Source organism: Streptomyces sp. JLYT201 (assembly GCF_059448825.1).
Map to the genome: position 1 here is coordinate 8,636,024 of NZ_CM182551.1, position 16,269 is coordinate 8,652,292.

Sequence of the window (16,269 nt, forward strand, 5' to 3'; positions counted from 1 at the left end):
TCGAGACTCTCCTTGGTCGCGTCTGCTCCTACGGGTTCGACAGCGCAGCTCGTTGGAATGTCAGGCCCGTCGCACCGGCCTGACATTCCAGAGGGCTGCCCTGTCGAACCTCCTGAGACGAACAGACCTTCCAGCGAACAGGAAGCCCCTCATGACCACCTCGATGCCGACGTCCCCGTTCACCGACCCGGCGCCCGCCCCACGCCTGGAGCGGGCCGCCGCCGCGCTTGCCGCACACGGTTTCACCGTCGAGATCCTCGACGGGGCCGCCGACGCGCGGACCCGCGTCACGTGCCTGATACCGGAGGGCGCCAGCGTCCTCACCGGGGCCAGCGAGACCCTCCGCCTGTCCGGCATCGCCGACGACATCAACGGCAGCGGGCGCTTCGACGCCGTCAAGCCACGCGTCCTGGCCATGGACCGGGCCACTGACGGAGACGAGATCCGACGGCTGACGGCCACCCCCGACGTCATCGTGGGCAGCGTCCACGCGGTCACCGAAACCGGCTCCCTCGTGATGGCCTCGGGCAGCGGAACCCAGTTGCCCGGCAACGCCGGTGGCGCCGCCCGGGCGATCTGGGTGGTCGGGGCGCAGAAGGTGGTCCCCGACCTGGACACCGCCCTGCGACGCGTCGAAGACCACTGCCTCCCCCTGGAGAGCGCCCGCACCCAGGAAGCCTACGGGTGGCCCAGCACGGTCAACCGGCTTCTCGTCCTCAACGCGGAACACGTCTCAGGGCGTGGCACCGTCCTGCTGCTCCGCGAAGCCATCGGGTTCTGAACCCGATGCCGCGCTGTCAGATACGAGTCCCCAGGGAAGGACACGACGGAGCGGTGGAGGAGCAGTCGGACCCGGCATCAACCGTGCGGGCATCCGGACGTGCCGCGCCGCCCACCACCCCCTCGTGGTCCAACTCCTCGACACCGTACGGTGGATCACCATGAGACCCCGCATCGCCGTGATCGGCGGCGGCCCCGCCGGGCTGTCCTGCGCCCGTGTGCTGCACCGTCATGGCCACCCCGTCACCGTCCTCGAACGCGACTCCGCCCGCGACGCCCGTCCCCCGGGCGGCACGCTGGACCTGCACGAGGGGCTCGGCCAGGTGGCGCTGGAGAAGGCGGGGGTGCTGGCGGAGTTCCGGGCGCTGTCCCGGCCGGAGGGGCAGGCCATGCGCATTCTGGGCGTGGACGGGACCGTCCTGCGCGACTGGCGGCCTCGGCCGGACGACCGGGCCAACCCGGAGATCGACCGCGGGCAACTCCGCGATCTGCTGCTCGGGCCGTTGGACGTCCAGTGGGGGCGCGCCGTGACGGAGGTGGTGCCGCAGGGCGCAGACGGCGTGCGGGTCCATTGCGCGGACGGGCGACAGGAGACGTACGACCTCGTGATCGGCGCGGACGGCGCCTGGTCCCGGGTCCGGCCCGCGGTCTCCTCCGCGGTTCCGGAGTACACCGGCGTCACCCTGGTCGAGACCTCCCTGGACGACGTCGACGCCCGCCACCCCGACCTCGCCCGGCTGATCGGCGACGGTTCCGTGGCCGTGTACGGCGTGAACCGCGCGATCGTCGCCCAGCGCAACAGCGGTGGCCACGTCAAGGTGTACGCCCAGTTCCGCGTGGAGGCGGAGTGGCACGCGGTCCCGGGCCGACCCGCGGGGCCGGACCGGGGCGCGCGCCTGGACGGTGCCGACGCCGAGGCCGTACGGGCTAGCCTGCTGGCTCAGTTCGACGGCTGGGCCGCTCCCGTCCTCGACCTCCTCCGCCGCGGCGCGGCCTTCGTCCACCGCCCCCTCCACGCCCTGCCCGTGGCCCACACCTGGCCCCACGTCGTGGGGGTGACGCTCCTGGGCGACGCCGCCCACCTGATGCCCCCGCTGGGAGCGGGCGCGAACCTCGCGATGCTGGATGGCGCCGAACTCGCCGAGTCGATCGTCGCGGCCACCGGCCCCGAAGACCTGGACGAGGCCGTCCGGGCCTTCGAGGAGCGGATGTGGGAACGGGGCGGCAGATGGGCGAGCATGACGAAGGCCGGTCTGGAGCGCCTCGTGAGCCCGGACCCCTCCGCGGCCCTCGCCCTCTTCGACGAGGTCCAGCCTTCCTGACCGCACGGCCCGTTCCGCGAGGTCGGCTAGGTCCACCGAGTCGGGGGCGAAGGGGGCGTGGTCCGCGAAGGCGAGGTCGAGCAGGGCCCGTACGACGCTGATGTTGCGCTCGTCGGTCTCAGGACACCGCGGAGGGGATCATCGAGGCGTTCCGGAAGCTGGCGCACGACGACGGCAAGAGCGTGATCCCGGTGACGCATGCACGCGAGGTCGCCGACGCCTCCGACGAGGTGATCCGCCTTGAACGCGGCAAGCTCATGACCGTGTGACGGGGGCAGCGCGAGGAAGGGCCACCGCGGTGCGTCGGCCGGCCGGGAGGGCCGCGCATGCGGCTGCCGCTACCGGGGCCCGGCGCTGACGAAGCAGAACTCGTTGCCCTCCGGGTCGAGCATGACCTGGAACGACCCCTGGTCGTCGGTGACCGGCTCACCGGCCCGGACCGCGCCCAGGCGCACCGCTTCGGCGGTGGCGGCCTCGATGTCGTCGACCGCGACGTCGAGGTGGAGCCGGTTCTTCACGGCCTTGCCCTCGGGCACCGGCTGGAAGGCGAGCCGGGGGAGTCCGGGCAGCTCGACGTGTGACCAGCCGCGGGCACGGTCGACCGGATCACCACCGAGGACCCGGGCCCAGAACGTGACCAGGGCCTTCGGCTCCCGGCAGTCCACGACGATCTGTTGCAGGTGCGCGCGCATGCCCGGGAGCCTACGACGGTCCTGGTGCCGTCGGCTTCGCGTGGGGGTGCTCCGGTGGGCGAGGACAGCGGGATCCTGCCCGGGAGCACGTCTCAGCCGGAGCCGAGGCGGACACCGAGGCCGGCGCGGGTGGGCTTCTGTTCCTTGTCCGGGGCGCCTTCGGCCCACAGGGAGCGGACGTGGCTGAGGTGGCGGGTCATGCACTTCTCGGCGGCCTTCGCGTCACCGGCCACCATCAGGTCGAGGAGTTCGATGTGCTCCTGGGCGGAGGGGAGGAGCTGGTCGTTCTCGTCCAGGGCGGTGAGGCCGTAGAGGCGGGAGCGCTTGCGGAGGTCGCCGACGGTCTCGACGAGGCGGTCGTTGCCGCCGAGGGCGAGCAGCGACAGGTGGAACTGACGGTCGGCCTCCAGATAGCCGATGAGGTCGTGCTCGCGGGCGGCGCGGACGATCTCCTGCGCGACCGGGCGCAGCGCCTCCAGGTCCTCGCGGGCGGCGGAGCGGGTGATCCGGCCGACCATGGGGACCTCGATGAGGGCGCGGATCTCCGAGTACTGGTCCAGATCGCGTTCGTTGACCTCGGTGATCCGGAAGCCCTTGTTGCGGACCGGCTCGACCAGGCCCTCGCGGGCCAGGTCGAGCATCGCCTCGCGCACGGGCGTCGCGGAGATGCCGAAGTCCTCCGCGAGGCCCGGCGCCGAGTACACCTCGCCGGGGCGCAGTTCACCGGAGATCAGTGCCGCGCGCAGGGCGTGGGCCACTTGGTCGCGCAGGCGCTCCCTGGTGGTGATGAGGTTGCGCTGCTTGAGGTGGCCCATGGTCGTGGTGTCCCTTCGTGACCGTCGCTCGCACCGTGCCCGCGCGCTGTCGTCGCCCGCGCGGTGCCCGCGCGCCTTCGCGCCCGCACCGCGCCACGCGCCTCCGGCCGAGTGGATCACCAGCGTACAATGTCACGTTGTTTTCACGGGGACAGTGCGGGAGCCAAGGTGTACGTGCGGCTGGACGTATAGAACTCAAGCGCCGCGCGCCCCTGTTCGCGCGGGCCGTGGCTGGAGGCCTTGGTGCCGCCGAACGGCAGGTGGAAGTCGACGCCGGTGGACGGGGCGTTGACGCGGATCATGCCGGTGTCGAGGTGGTCGATGCCGTGCAGGGCGGTGTCGAGCGACGCGGTGTGCACGGACGTGACCAGGCCGTAGGGGGTGGCGTTGGCGATGCGGACCGCGTGGTCCAGGTCGTCGGCGGCGAGCAGCACGGCCAGCGGCCCGAAGACCTCCTCGCGCAGCAGCCGGTGGCCCGGCGGCACGTCCGTGACGAGGGCGGGGGCCGCGTACCAGCCGTCGCCCCGCGGGGCGCGGGCCCCGGCGAGTTCGGGCAGCCCCCGGCTGCTGTCGGCCACCTCGTCGCGGGCCCCCTCGGAGATGAGCGGGCCGCAGGCGGTGGCCGCCTCCGCGGGGTCGCCCACGGTCACGGCACGCAGCCGCTCGGCCAGGGCCTCGCGCAGCGGGGCGAGGGCGGCGCCCACCGCGATGACGCGGCTGGTCGCGGTGCACTTCTGGCCCGCGTACCCGGCGATCGCGGCGGCGAGGTGGGCGGCGGCGGTGGCGATGTCCGCGTCCGGCAGGACGATCGCCGCGTTCAGGCCGCCCATCTCCGCCTGGACGGGGACGCCGCGTGCGGCGGCGCGGGCCACGACGGCCTGACCGACGACGGTGGAGCCCGTGAAGGAGATGACGTCGGCCGCCGACACGACCGCGTTGCCCTCGCTGGCCCCGCCGGGGAGCACCGTGAACACGCCGTCGGGGAGGGCCCGTTGGACGATCTCGGCGAGGCGCAGGGCGCACGCGGTGGCTTCCGGCGCGGGCTTGAGGACGACGGCGTTGCCGGTGGCGAGGGCCGGGGCCGCCTTCCAGCTGGGGATGGCGAAGGGGAAGTTCCAGGGCGTGACGAGACCGGCGACGCCGTGCGGGCGGCGGCGCGTGAGCAGCAGCCCGGCGCCGCTGCCCGGTTCGTGCACGGAGCCCTCGGCCGCGTACGGGGCCTCGGCGTAGTAGCGCCAGATCGCGGCGGTGCGCGCCACCTCCGCACGGGCCTCCGTCAGGGGCTTGCCCACTTCGCGCACCGCGAGCGCGGCCAGCTCGTCCGCGGCCGCCTCGACGGCCGAGGCGATGGCGCCGAGCGCGCCCGCGCGGGCCGCCGCACCGCCCAGGCGCCAGCCGGGCTGTGCGACGCGGGCCCGCTCGACGGTGTCGACGGCGGCGAACGCGCCGGGTGCGGCGGTGCGCACCACCACGTCGGAGGGGTCGGCCGGGTTGCGCGAGACAACCGGGGTCAGGGCGGTGATCACAGGAGGAACCCCCCGGGGAACGGGTCGTCGGGGTCGAGGAAGTACTGGGCGGTGCCGGTGATCCAGGCGCGCCCGGTGATGCGCGGCACGACGGCGGGCACCCCGCCGACCTCCGTCTCGGCGACGAGCCTGCCGGTGAACTCCGTACCGATGAAGGACTCGTTGACGAAGTCGCGCTCCAGCGGCAGGGCGCCGCGGGCGTGCAGCTGCGCCATCCGCGCGGAGGTTCCCGTGCCGCACGGGGAGCGGTCGAACCAGCCCGGGTGGATGGCCATGGCGTGCCGCGAGCGGTGCGCGTCGGAGCCGGGAGCGGCCAGGTAGACGTGCTTCACGCCCGCGATCTCCGGCTGGACCGGGTGGACGGGCCGCTCGTCGGACGCGTTGATCGCGGCCATGACCGCCGTGCCCGCGGCGAGCAGGTCGTCCTTGCGGGCCCGGTCGAACGGCAGCCCGAGGGCGTCGAGTTCCACGAACGCGTAGAAGTTCCCGCCGAACGCGAGGTCGTACGTCACCGTGCCGTACCCCGCCACCTCCACCTTGCGGTCGAGGCCGACGCAGAACGCGGGCACGTTGGTGAGCGTGACCGACGTCGCCGCTCCGTCCTCGACCCGTACGTCGACGTCGACCAGGCCCGCCGGGGTGTCGAGCCGCACCGTGGTGACGGGCTCGGTGACCGGGACCATGCCGGTCTCGACGAGGACGGTGGCCACGCCGATGGTGCCGTGCCCGCACATGGGGAGCAGCCCCGACACCTCGATGTAGAGCACGCCGTAGTCGGCGTCGGGCCGGGTGGGCGGCTGGAGGATCGCGCCGCTCATCGCGGCGTGCCCGCGCGGCTCGTACATCAGGAGCGTGCGCAGATGGTCCAGGTGCTCGATGAAGTGGAGTCTGCGCTCGGCCATGGTGGCGCCGGGGATCACCCCGACGCCCCCGGTGATCACGCGCGTGGGCATGCCCTCGGTGTGCGAGTCCACGGCGTGGAAGACGTGACGCGTACGCATGGAAGTCCCCCCTCCGGGTCAGTGGTGGCCGTCGGCGACGGCCTTCTCGGTGGCGGCGCGCACCTGGGCCCCCGCCGCGTCGGACAGCGGGGTGCGCGGCGGCCGGGTGGGGCCGCCGCGCCGCCCGACGATGTCCATGGACGCCTTGATGGCCTGCACGAACCCGGTCTTGGAGTCCCAGCGCAGCAATGGGTGCAGGGACCGGTAGAGCGGCAGCGCGGCCTGAAGGTCACCGGCGGTCGCGGCGCGGTACAGCGCGGCGCAGGAGGCGGGGAAGGCGTTGGGATAGCCCGCGACCCAGCCGACGGCACCGGCGACGGCGAGTTCGAGCAGGACGTCGTCGGCGCCGATCAACAGATCCAGGTCCGGCGCGAGTTCGGCGATCTCGTACGCCCTGCGCACATCGCCGCTGAACTCCTTGACGGCCACCACGTGACCCGCGCCGTGCAGCTGGGCGAGCAGGGCCGGGGTCAGGTCGACCTTGGTGTCCAGGGGGTTGTTGTAGGCCACGACGGGCAGCTGGGCCCGGGCCACCTCGGCGTAGTGGTCGAGCACCGCGCGCTCGTCGGCGCGGTAGGCGTTGGGCGGCAGCAACAGCACGCTGCCGCAGCCCTGTTCGCCCGCCTGCTCGGCCCAGCGGCGCGCCTCGGCGCTGCCGTACGCGGCGACGCCGGGCATCACCCGGGCCCCGTCGCCTGCGGCCTCCACGGCGGTGCGCACGACGCGGGCGCGCTCGTCGGCGGTGAGGGTCTGGTACTCGCCGAGCGAGCCGTTCGGCACGACACCGTCGCAGCCGTTGTCCAGGAGCCACCGGACGTGTTCGGCGTAGGCGTCGTGGTCGACGGAGAGGTCGTCGCGCAGCGGCAGCGCGGTGGCGACCATGATGCCGCGCCACGGCCGCTCCGGGGTCCAGGAGGCGGCGGGGGAGGGGGAGGTGGCCATGAAGGGAGCCCTTCTGTGATGTGTGACATTTTATTGAGCGGGGCGTGGTGCCTGCGGGGCCGACGAGCGGCCGGTGCGGGGTGGTCGGGTGCGGGGTGGTCCGGCGCGGGGCGGTCGGGTGCGGGGCGGCCCGGTGTGCAGAGGGGTGGTGCTATCCGTCGGCCGTCGGGGCCTCCTCGTCCCCCTCCACCGCGGCGAGCGCCCCCAACGGCACCGGCACCGACAGCGGTCTGCGCTCCGGTGGCGGCGACTGCGGCGCCCCGGCCGCGCCCGCGGCGAGGCAGGCCACGGCCGGGCCGCACATGCGGCCCTGGCACCAGCCCATCCCGGCGCGGGTGAGGAGCTTGACGGTGCGGGTGTCCCGGGCGCCGTAGTCGTCGATCGCCTCGCGGACGCTGCCCGCGGTGACCTCCTCGCAGCGGCAGACCTCCGTCGCGTCGTCGAGCCACCGCCTCCAGCCCTCGCCCGGGGCGTGGACGCGCGCCATCACCTCCGCGAAGGCGCGCAGCCGGTGCCGGCGCCGCCGCAGCTCGCGCACGCGCGCGCCGTCGAGCAGGGCGGGCCGCCCCAGGGTGCGCGCTGCGATGGCGAGGCCCGCCAACTCGCCCTCGGTGAGGGCCAGCGGGGCGCCGCCGACGCCGCCCGCCTCGCCCGCCGCGTAGACGCCGGGCACCGAGGTGCTCTGGAGGGCGTTGAGGGCGAGCGCGTGCGTCCCGTCCGCTCCGCGCCGGGTGGCGCAGCCGAGCCCGGTGGCCAGTTCGAGCTGGGGGACCAGGCCGTGGCCGATCGCGAGCGCGTCGCAGGCGATGCGGCGGCCGGTCCCCGGCACGGGCCGCCAATCGCGGTCCAGCCGCGAGACCGTGACGGCCTCCACGCGGTCGGTGCCGTGCGCGCGGGTCACCGCGCTGCGGACGAGCGGCCGCACCCGGTGCCGCAGCAGCGCCGCGCCATGGGCCGCGCCCTCCAGGAGCTTGTGCGGATGGGCCAGCAGGGTGCGCGGCTCACGGGCGTACGCGAGGTAGCCCGACGCCTCCACCACGGCGGGCACCCGGGCCCCCGCCGAGGCGAGCGACGCGGCCACGGCCAGCAGCAGCGGCCCGCTGCCCGCCACCACGACCCGGCCGCCCGGGAGGACGAGCCCGGACTTCAGCATCGCCTGGGCGCCTCCGGCGGCCACGACGCCCGGCAGTGTCCAGCCGGGGAAGGGGAGGTGGCGCTCGTACGTACCGGTCGCGAGCAGCACCGCACGGGCCCGTACGCGCACAGGACGCTGCCCGTCCCCGTCTCCGCTTCCGTCCGGACCGGTGACGGCGTGCACGGCCCACAGGTCCTCACCACCCTCGGCGGCCCCGCCGTCCTCGCGTACGACGGTCCACACGTGGTGGCGCGTCAGCCGGGTGACCGTGCCGGAGTCCAGGCGGTGGCGCAGGTCGGCGAAGGCCGCCCAGTCGTGGTGCAGGGCCTCGGGGCGGGTGGCGCCCAGGGCCGGGTCGGGGTGGCGGTAGTACTGGCCGCCGGGCTGCGCCGAGGAGTCCAACAGGGCGACGGACAGGCCGAGTTCGGCGGCGGTCACCGCGCCCGCGAGGCCCGCGGGACCGGCGCCGACGACGGCGAGGTCGTACGGCCCCTCATGGGCCCGGCGTTCCGGGGCCGTCTCAGACGCCGAGTCCCGCATGGCCGTGTCCCTCCTGCGTGGTGACCGCGTCGCCGGGCCGCGCCGGGACCAGACAAGCCCGCCGGTTCGGGCGGGAGTTGATGGTGGCCAGGCAGTCGTGGCACTGGCCGATGCCGCAGAACGCGCCGCGCGGCCGGCCGCCGACCCGGGTCGTGCGCCAGGCCAGGACGCCCGCCGCCCAGAGCGCGGCGGCCACGGACTGGCCGGGCAGCGCCCGGACGGGGCGCCCGTCGAAGCTGATCTCGAACGCGGCGTCGGGGGCGGCCCCGACGAGGTCGATGGGGGTGCGGTCACGCGCCATGCCCCGGCTCCTTTCTGGGGTCGGTGCCCTCGTCGAACCGCTCGGGCCTGAACGGCTTGACGTCGAGGGGGAGTACGCCGCCGCCGAGCAGCGCGGCGACGATGCGGCCCGTCGCCGGAGCGAGGCCGATCCCGGCGCCCTCGTGCCCGCAGGCGTGCAGCAGGCCGGGGGCGCGCGGGTCGGGGCCGATGGCGGGCAGGTGGTCGGGGAGGTAGGGCCGGAACCCGGCGTACGTCCGCATGGCCCGCACCGTGGCGAGCACCGGGAAGAGCCGGACGGCCTGCGCGGCGAGGCGCCGCAGCGCCGCCACCGACAGGGAGCGGTCGAAGCCGACGCGCTCCCGGCTCGCGCCGATCAGGACGGGTCCCGCCGGGGTGCCTTCGACGACGGCGGAGGTCTGGAGCGCCGCCGAGCCGCTGGCGACGTCGGCCACGTAGTCCGCCGCGTACACCTTGCGCCGGACCACGCGGGGCAGCGGCTCGGTGACCAGGACGAAACCGCGCCGGGGCAGCACGGGCAGGGGCGCTCCCGCGAGCCGGGCCACCTCGCCGCCCCAGGTCCCCGCCGCGTTGACGACGTGCGGTGCGTGGACCTCGCCCGCGGGCGTCCGCACCCCGCGCACCCGCCCGCCGGAGCCGGTGAGGACGCCGGTGACCTCCTCGCCGAGCCGCAGCCGCACCCGCTCGCCGCCCGCGCGCAGCAGCTGGGCGGCGGCGAGTGCGGGCTGCACCTGCGCGTCCTGCGGATAGTGGAAGGCGCCCGCGAGGCCGGGCGCCAGATGCGGCTCCAGGTCGCGGAGCCGGTCGCCCGGCACCTCGTCGGCGGCGACGCCGGAACGGGCCTGCCGTGCGGCGAACTCCCTGAGGGAGGCCAGGCCGTGGGCGTCGGCCGCGACGACGAGGCCGCCCTTGGTCTCGTACTCGATGCGCGGCGGCAGGGCGTCGGCCAGCTCGCGCCACAGCCGCGTGGAGAGCAGGGCCAGATCGAGTTCCGGGCCGGGCTCCTTGTCCGAGACCAGGAGGTTCCCCTCGCCCGCACCCGTCGTCCCGCCCGCGACGGGGCCGCGGTCGATCACGGTGACGTGGAGTCCGGCGCGGGCCGCGTAGTAGGCGCAGGCGGCGCCGACGACCCCCGCCCCGATGACGATGACGTCCGTGGAGTTCCTCGTGGGCACGTCAGTAATATTTCACATTGCACCGAGCTTGCCAAGGGATCCCGCGCGCGGCACCAACTCCTCCCGGCCCGGGCGCCGTTCGGCGGGCCGTGCCGCCCGGAGCGCAGGCGGTCCCGGCTCCGTGGGACGGGCGGCATACGCTGAGCCCTCGTCGGCACTACCCGGGAGAGACATGACAAGTAGGTTCACGGAGTTGGTCGTTGACTGCCAGGACCCCGAGCGGCTCGCCGCCTTCTGGTGCGCGGTCCTGGACTTCAAGGTGATCGACCGGGGCGAGGGCAGGGTCGAGATCGGCTCCTGGGTGCCGACGGCCGAGGACGTCCGGGCCCGCCAGATGCCACCCACCCTGCAGTTCATCCGCGTGCCCGAGGGCAAGACCGTGAAGAACCGGCTCCACCTCGACGTCAGCCCGATCGACCGCGACACGGAGGACGAGGTGGCCAGACTCCTCGCCCTCGGCGCCACCAGGGCGGACGTGGGCCAGGGCCCGGACCGGAACTGGGTGGTCATGGCCGACCCCGAGGGCAACGAGTTCGACGTGCTCCGCACCCTGGCACCGCGGTACCAGGCCTAGGGGCGGCGGAGCGGGCGGGCGCTGCTGGCTACCGTGGCCCCATGGCGCTCCTCGCTCACCTCCACCGTTTCAACCAGCGGCACCCCTGGAGCCACAACGACCACTACGGCCGCTGGATCGCGGGCCGGGTGGCCGCCTCCGGGGCCCGTCACGTCCTGGACGTCGGGTGCGGCACGGGGAACCTCGCCGCGTTGCTGCGCCGTCGGGCCGTCACCGTCACCGGGCTCGAACCCGACCCCGGAACGGCCCGCGTCGCAGCGGAGCGCTTCGCCGGCGATCCCGTGGTCACCGTCGTCGAGGCCGGCTTCGACGGGCGGGACCCGCGGCGGCGTTACGACGCCGTCACCCTGGTCGCCGTCCTGCACCACCTGCCGTTGACGCCCACCCTGCGCGAGCTCCGCCGGTGCCTCGCTCCGGGCGGGCGCCTGGTGATCCTCGGCTGCTACCGGGAGTCCGGGCCCGTCGACCGGCTCGCCGCCCTGCCCGCCGCGCTCCTGAACCCGGTCCTGGGGCTGATCAGGCATCCGGCCCGCGCCGACGCGCCGCCCCCGCACATGACGGCGCCGACCGCCGACCCGCGGGAGACCCTGGCCGACATCCGGGCCGCGGCCGCGCGGGAACTGCCCGGCGCCCGCATCCGCCGCCGCTTGTTCTGGCGCTACAGCCTGGTCTACGACGCCCCCGCCGGGAGCCCCGGCTAGCGGGCCGGGCGCCCCGCTCAGCCCTCCATGAGGCCGCCCATCCACTCCTCCACCCCGTCCGGCGTGCGCGGCAGGCTCCCGGACATGAGGCGGGCCCCCTCGGCCGTGATGACCAGGTCGTCCTCGATGCGGACGCCGATGCCGCGCAGTTCGGGCGGCAGCGTCTCGTCGTCCGGCTGGAGGTAGAGGCCGGGTTCGACGGTCAGGACCTGGCCTTCCTCCAGGACCCCGTCCAGATAGACCTCGGTCCGCGCCTGCGCGCAGTCGTGCAGGTCGATCCCGAGCATGTGGCCGCTGCTGCACAGGGTGTAGCGGCGGTGGAAGTCGCCCTCCGGGCTCTTGAGGACGCCCCACTCCGCGAGGCCCTCCGCGATCACGCGCATCGCGGCCCGGTGGAAGTCGCGGAAGCGCGCGCCCGGCCGCAGCGCGGCGATGCCCGCGTCCTGCGCGGCGAGCACGAGCTCGTACACCTGCCGCTGGACGGGGGAGAAGCGTCCCGAGAGCGGCAGGGTGCGGGTGATGTCGGCGGTGTACAGGGTGTCGGTCTCCACGCCCGCGTCCAGGAGGAGCAACTCCCGCGCGTCCAGGGGTCCGTCGTTGCGGATCCAGTGCAGGACGCAGGCGTGGGCGCCGGAGGCGGCGATGGTCTCGTAGCCGGTGCCGTTGCCCTCCGCGCGGGCGCGCAGGCCGAAGACGCCCTCGATCCAGCGCTCGCCGCGCGGATGGGTGAGGGCGCGCGGCAGGGCGCGCACCACGTCCTCGAAGCCCGCCGCGGTGTGGTCCACGGCCTGCTGGAGCTGGGCCACCTCCCAGGCGTCCTTGACGAGCCGCAGCTCGCTCAGGGCGGCGGCGAGTTCGCCGTCCGTCGGCGCGTGGCGCCCCGGCGGGAGCGCGCCGAGGTCGTCCAGGCGGGCGCAGCGGATGCCGGTCATCCGCTCGGCCTCCTCCAGGTCGGGGCGGCGGCCGACCCAGAACTCGCCGTAGCGCCGGTCCCGGTAGAAGCCGCCGTCGGCGCGCGGCGAGCGGGGCCGCACGTACAGGACCGCCTCGTGCCGGTGCGGCCCGTCGGGCTCCAGGACCAGGACGTGCCCCGCCTGCTCCTCGCCGGTCAGGCCGGTGAGCCACGCGTACGCGCTGTGCGGCCGGAAGCGGTGGTCGCAGTCGTTGGAGCGCACCCGCAACTCCCCGGCGGGGATGACGAGTCGCTCCCCGGGGAAGCGGGCGCCCAGGCGCGCCCGGCGGCCCGGGGTGACGTCGGCGGCCGTCAGCCGGAGGTCGCCGGGGAGCGGGCTCGGCGCCCAGCCACCCGCCATGAACCGCTCGAACTCCGGGGAGACGGGCAGGTCATGGCTGACCGTACCCGGGGCGCGGGCGGTGTCGGCCGGCGACGGGGCGGGGGTGTCGGTGGTGGTATCGGGCATGGGTGGTCCTCCTCGGTTCGCCGGGTGCCCCGGCCGACCGTCCGGTGCGCCTGTACGGGCCGGTCGGCCGGGACTCCCGTCCGGGCCGGTCGCTCGGGGTGCCTGTACGGGCCGGTCGGCCGGGGCGCGGCGGATGGTTCGGTCCGGACGCGGTGGGTGGTCCGGCTGGGACACAGCTGGATAACGGAGCGCCTGACCCCTTGTCAGTGCAATTTCACATTACTACGTTACGCGTCACATGGCGTCGGGTCGCCTGACGGGCCCTCGTCGCCAAGTGCCGTGACAAGGCGGGCAGTCGGGCGCCCATCGCCCCTGCCTCGTGTGCTTTCCCATGACCCCCACCCTGGGAGCCCTCTGTGTTTCCTTCGAGAACCCTGTGCAGATCCCTGCTCACCGCCGCGACGGCGGTGACCCTCTGTGTGACCGCGGCCCCGCTCGGACAGGCGGACACCCCGTCCGCGTCGGCCGACGCGATACGGCAGGCCGCCGCGCGACCGGGACCCGCCGCGCCCGAACCGCACGACCGGGCGGACCGCCTGGCCAAGGCGCCCAGGCCCGAGGCCCGGCGGCTCCCGGCGCCCGGCGGCCTCACCGACGGCCGCGTCCCCGGCCCCCGTACGCCGAAGCCCAAGCAACGGACCGCGGCCGCCGGGTGCACGCTCGACGACCTGACCCGGCTGTCCCCGGAGGGGCTTGCCGACTTCCTCGCCGACCGGGCCGTCACCGCCGGCGGCTGTCTGCGCTCGCTGATCTGGACCTGGGACCGGCGCCTCGCGCCGGTGATGTCCGACGCGCACGTGCAGGCCGTGTCGCGGCGCATCGGCGCGCTCGCCGCGAGCCACGACGGCAGGAACACCAGCCACCTCCTTGAGATGTTCACCTATCTGCACGCCGTCGCGTACCACGACTTCTCCCGCGACGAGATCGACGTCACCGACCCGCCGACGGTCGCGGCCATGCGGGCGGCCGTCGACGCCTTCGGCTCCGCCGCCCGCACCTTCGACGCGACGGGTACGAACGCCGAGACGCTCCGCGAGGCCCTGTACGCGGCGAGCGCGCCGGGTCTGCGCCAACACCAACTGCCCCTGGTCAAGCGGGTCGTGAAGACCATGGACGCCGACCGGCCCGACACCTACAAGGACCGCTCCTGGGGCGGGTCGGCCCTCGCCGCGCTGTCCCTGAACTACCTGGGCGTCTACCCCGGCAACAGGGACACCGCCTTCCACTCGGCCGTCGCCGCCGACCCCTCCTACCGCGCCGCCTTCAAGGCGTTCGCGGGCTACGGGCACCTGAAGGGCACGGACAACGCGTGGGCGGCGCGCGACGCCCTCCTGGAGTACGGCCGCATGGGCCAGATCGAGGCGCTGCGCACCGAGATCGTCTCGGGGCTCGGCGGGCTCCTCGACGTCACCGCCCGGACCTTCGGCAACCTCAGCGCGCCGTGGGCGAAGGTCGCCACCTGGCTGGTGGAGTTCGAGGCCTGCGCCCCGTACAAGGTGTGCCGCGAGGACATCGAGAAGAAGCTGTTCCCGCAGACGTACAGCTACGGCAAGCAGGGCACCGACGGGATCGTGGTGCGCCACGCCCTCGACCGCCCCACCGTCGACCAGCTGTACTACGCGAGCCAGCAGGTCAAGGCGCAGTTCCACCGCGTGGTCGGCACCCAGGAGCCGCTGAAGGGCGACACCAACTCCAGCCTGCGCGTGGTCCTTTACTCCTCGCGCGCCGAGTACGAGAACTTCCAGCCGCTCCTGACCGGCCTGAGCACTGACAACGGCGGCATGTACATCGAGAAGGGCGCCACCTTCTACACCTACCAGCGCCGCGTCCCGCAGGACTCCTCACTCACCCTCGAAGAGCTGTTCCGGCACGAGTACACGCACTACCTCAACGGCCGCTGGGCGGTGCCCGGTTCCTTCGGCGAGGGCCCGTGGTACCAGGGCGACCGGACCACGGCGATGGACGAGGGCACCGCGGAGTTCTTCGACGGTTCCACCCGCGACGACGGCATCAAGGTCCGCAAGTCCCTGGTCAAGGGCATCATCGCCGACACCGCGGGCGGCGGCCCGCGGATGACCGTCAACCAGCTCCTGCACGCCACCTACGACGGCGACGGCTTCCGCTTCTACAACTACGCGGGCACGTTCTTCGAGTACCTGTGGGCCGAGCACCCCGCCGAGCTCCAGGAGATGTACCGCCTGCTGCGCAAGGACGACCCGACGGGCTTCGACGCCTGGCGCGACCGGGTCGGCAGGGACACGCACCTGCAGTCCGAGTACGACGCCTTCCTCGACGAACAGATCGCCAAGGTCGACGACCTGTTCGTGCCCGCCACCACGTACGTGCCGGTGGGCGAGTTGCGCGCCACCACGGCGGCCCAGGTCCGCGACTCCATCAGGGCGACGACCGGCAACACCCCGGAGTGCGCCGCCGGCGGCTCGCAGGACCGCCCGCGCTTCGCCTGCACGGGACGGATCACGGCCCGCCTCACCGACTCCCAGGACGAGGACCTGGTCTACAAGGACATGTCCGAGACGGTCGACTACTTCATCCTCGACCGGGCCAAGGGCGGTGAGAACAACCTCACCGACATGAACTGCTCGTTCGGTGCCGTGGACGTCTGGACCGACGGGCGGGCCGGCACCTCGGACTACCGCTGCGAGGGCCCGCTGCGCGGCTGACCCACAGGTCGGGGCGCGAGCAGCCGCGCGACCCGCTCGGCCGTCCAGTGACCCAGGGCGCCCGGGCGGGCCGCGAGGTAGGCGGAGACGGCGGCCTCACCCCAGGCCGCCGTCTCCATCAGGCCCGCGCCCAGGTGCCGCAGATAGGCGCCCGCCGGCGGGTTGAGGGGCACGTCCGCGAGGTGCCAGGGCGCCGTGAAGGTGAGCAGCGGCAGGCCGTCGAGCAGTCCCGGGCACACCAGCGTCTCGTAGCGCCCGGCGCCGAGGCGGGCGCGGCCGTCCCGGACCACCGCCGTCAGATCGAGGTCCGTGCCCGGGGCGCGGTACATCTCCTGCGCGGCGATGTCGGAGAACTGCCCGCGGGTCATCAGGTGCGCCCGCGCGTACAGGACGCCGTCGGCGGCCGGGTCGTAGAAGGCCCGCCCGCCCGTCCACAGCACCGACTCCGTCGCGAAGTACAGGGCGCCCGGCAGCTCCACGGCGCGCGAGACCTCGGGCGGCCGCCGGTCGCGGCAGCCCGGGTGGTCCCGGGACGAGCCGGGGGGCCTGCCGCCCGCGATGTACGCCATCAGGCGGTCGAGGTGCATGTTCGAGCCGTAGGAGACGTACCAGACGCGCTCCCGGCCCGGGTCGGGGCTCGGCACATGAGGCTCCGTGTGCGGTG

General features: G+C 74.4%; 15 protein-coding genes. 5 read left to right on the forward strand and 10 right to left on the reverse strand.

Translation table 11 applies throughout. The features are described from left to right. Positions 1–151: 151 nt before the first annotated feature. A complete protein-coding gene (locus tag AC5WAM_RS36780) occupies positions 152–781 on the forward strand; it encodes an LUD domain-containing protein (protein WP_495520190.1) in 630 nt (209 codons plus the stop codon). Positions 782–941: 160 nt separating this feature from the next. Beyond that, complete coding sequence (locus AC5WAM_RS36785; protein ID WP_495520191.1) at positions 942–2,102, forward strand: FAD-dependent oxidoreductase; 1,161 nt, start codon at positions 942–944, stop codon at positions 2,100–2,102. Positions 2,103–2,440: 338 nt separating this feature from the next. Here the strand turns inward: AC5WAM_RS36785 and AC5WAM_RS36790 are convergent, their stop codons facing one another. The 8 genes from AC5WAM_RS36790 to AC5WAM_RS36825 form a co-directional block, all read right to left on the reverse strand. Continuing rightward, positions 2,441–2,794, reverse strand: coding sequence for a VOC family protein (locus AC5WAM_RS36790; RefSeq protein ID WP_366794959.1), 354 nt, complete (start codon positions 2,792–2,794; stop codon positions 2,441–2,443). A gap of 92 nt (positions 2,795–2,886) precedes the next feature. Next, on the reverse strand, positions 2,887–3,609 hold the full coding sequence (locus tag AC5WAM_RS36795; protein ID WP_366794960.1) for a GntR family transcriptional regulator: 723 nt from the start codon (positions 3,607–3,609) through the stop codon (positions 2,887–2,889). A gap of 143 nt (positions 3,610–3,752) precedes the next feature. Next, positions 3,753–5,135, reverse strand: a complete 1,383-nt coding sequence (locus AC5WAM_RS36800; RefSeq protein ID WP_495520192.1) for an aldehyde dehydrogenase family protein — start codon at positions 5,133–5,135, stop codon at positions 3,753–3,755. Continuing rightward, complete coding sequence (locus tag AC5WAM_RS36805) at positions 5,132–6,136, reverse strand: proline racemase family protein (RefSeq protein ID WP_495520193.1); 1,005 nt, start codon at positions 6,134–6,136, stop codon at positions 5,132–5,134. Before AC5WAM_RS36805 ends, AC5WAM_RS36800 begins: the two co-directional genes overlap by 4 nt. A gap of 18 nt (positions 6,137–6,154) precedes the next feature. After that, the gene (locus AC5WAM_RS36810; protein WP_366794963.1) at positions 6,155–7,078 is read right to left on the reverse strand and encodes a dihydrodipicolinate synthase family protein; all 924 of its coding nucleotides are present in this window, start codon (positions 7,076–7,078) and stop codon (positions 6,155–6,157) included. Positions 7,079–7,229: 151 nt separating this feature from the next. After that, entirely contained in the window at positions 7,230–8,753 is a 1,524-nt protein-coding gene (locus AC5WAM_RS36815) for an FAD-dependent oxidoreductase (RefSeq protein ID WP_495520194.1), read from the reverse strand. Then, entirely contained in the window at positions 8,734–9,054 is a 321-nt protein-coding gene (locus AC5WAM_RS36820; protein WP_495520195.1) for a (2Fe-2S)-binding protein, read from the reverse strand. Before AC5WAM_RS36820 ends, AC5WAM_RS36815 begins: the two co-directional genes overlap by 20 nt. Next, on the reverse strand, positions 9,044–10,228 hold the full coding sequence (locus AC5WAM_RS36825; RefSeq protein WP_495520196.1) for an NAD(P)/FAD-dependent oxidoreductase: 1,185 nt from the start codon (positions 10,226–10,228) through the stop codon (positions 9,044–9,046). The genes AC5WAM_RS36820 and AC5WAM_RS36825 overlap by 11 nt, the downstream gene beginning before the upstream one ends. A 172-nt stretch (positions 10,229–10,400) precedes the next feature. Here AC5WAM_RS36825 and AC5WAM_RS36830 point away from each other — a divergent pair, with 172 nt between their 5' ends. Further along, positions 10,401–10,802 (forward strand): VOC family protein, encoded by a 402-nt coding sequence (locus AC5WAM_RS36830; protein ID WP_495520197.1) that lies wholly within the window; start codon positions 10,401–10,403, stop codon positions 10,800–10,802. 41 nt (positions 10,803–10,843) lie between these two features. Continuing rightward, on the forward strand, positions 10,844–11,503 hold the full coding sequence (locus AC5WAM_RS36835) for a class I SAM-dependent methyltransferase (RefSeq protein ID WP_495520198.1): 660 nt from the start codon (positions 10,844–10,846) through the stop codon (positions 11,501–11,503). Between the two features lie 17 nt (positions 11,504–11,520). Here the strand turns inward: AC5WAM_RS36835 and AC5WAM_RS36840 are convergent, their stop codons facing one another. Continuing rightward, positions 11,521–12,924 (reverse strand): aminopeptidase P family protein, encoded by a 1,404-nt coding sequence (locus AC5WAM_RS36840; protein ID WP_495520199.1) that lies wholly within the window; start codon positions 12,922–12,924, stop codon positions 11,521–11,523. A 356-nt stretch (positions 12,925–13,280) separates the two neighbouring features. On the opposite strand from AC5WAM_RS36840, the gene AC5WAM_RS36845 reads away from it, so the two are divergent. Next, entirely contained in the window at positions 13,281–15,605 is a 2,325-nt protein-coding gene (locus AC5WAM_RS36845; RefSeq protein WP_495520200.1) for a collagenase, read from the forward strand. Here the strand turns inward: AC5WAM_RS36845 and AC5WAM_RS36850 are convergent. Beyond that, complete coding sequence (locus tag AC5WAM_RS36850) at positions 15,575–16,192, reverse strand: histone deacetylase (protein ID WP_495523727.1); 618 nt, start codon at positions 16,190–16,192, stop codon at positions 15,575–15,577. The two genes, AC5WAM_RS36845 and AC5WAM_RS36850, sit on opposite strands and share 31 nt — an antisense overlap. Positions 16,193–16,269 lie beyond the last annotated feature (77 nt).

What these genes read in the sequence shown, in the direction of transcription:
- AC5WAM_RS36780 (WP_495520190.1), top strand. Translation starts at nt 152, where the DNA reads ATGACCACCTCGATGCCGACGTCCCCGTTCACCGACCCGGCGCCCGCC.
- AC5WAM_RS36785 (WP_495520191.1), top strand. Translation starts at nt 942, where the DNA reads ATGAGACCCCGCATCGCCGTGATCGGCGGCGGCCCCGCCGGGCTGTCC.
- AC5WAM_RS36790 (WP_366794959.1), bottom strand. Translation starts at nt 2,794, where the DNA reads ATGCGCGCGCACCTGCAACAGATCGTCGTGGACTGCCGGGAGCCGAAG.
- AC5WAM_RS36795 (WP_366794960.1), bottom strand. Translation starts at nt 3,609, where the DNA reads ATGGGCCACCTCAAGCAGCGCAACCTCATCACCACCAGGGAGCGCCTG.
- AC5WAM_RS36805 (WP_495520193.1), bottom strand. Translation starts at nt 6,136, where the DNA reads ATGCGTACGCGTCACGTCTTCCACGCCGTGGACTCGCACACCGAGGGC.
- AC5WAM_RS36810 (WP_366794963.1), bottom strand. Translation starts at nt 7,078, where the DNA reads ATGGCCACCTCCCCCTCCCCCGCCGCCTCCTGGACCCCGGAGCGGCCG.
- AC5WAM_RS36815 (WP_495520194.1), bottom strand. Translation starts at nt 8,753, where the DNA reads ATGCGGGACTCGGCGTCTGAGACGGCCCCGGAACGCCGGGCCCATGAG.
- AC5WAM_RS36820 (WP_495520195.1), bottom strand. Translation starts at nt 9,054, where the DNA reads ATGGCGCGTGACCGCACCCCCATCGACCTCGTCGGGGCCGCCCCCGAC.
- AC5WAM_RS36830 (WP_495520197.1), top strand. Translation starts at nt 10,401, where the DNA reads ATGACAAGTAGGTTCACGGAGTTGGTCGTTGACTGCCAGGACCCCGAG.
- AC5WAM_RS36835 (WP_495520198.1), top strand. Translation starts at nt 10,844, where the DNA reads ATGGCGCTCCTCGCTCACCTCCACCGTTTCAACCAGCGGCACCCCTGG.
- AC5WAM_RS36840 (WP_495520199.1), bottom strand. Translation starts at nt 12,924, where the DNA reads ATGCCCGATACCACCACCGACACCCCCGCCCCGTCGCCGGCCGACACC.
- AC5WAM_RS36850 (WP_495523727.1), bottom strand. Translation starts at nt 16,192, where the DNA reads ATGCACCTCGACCGCCTGATGGCGTACATCGCGGGCGGCAGGCCCCCC.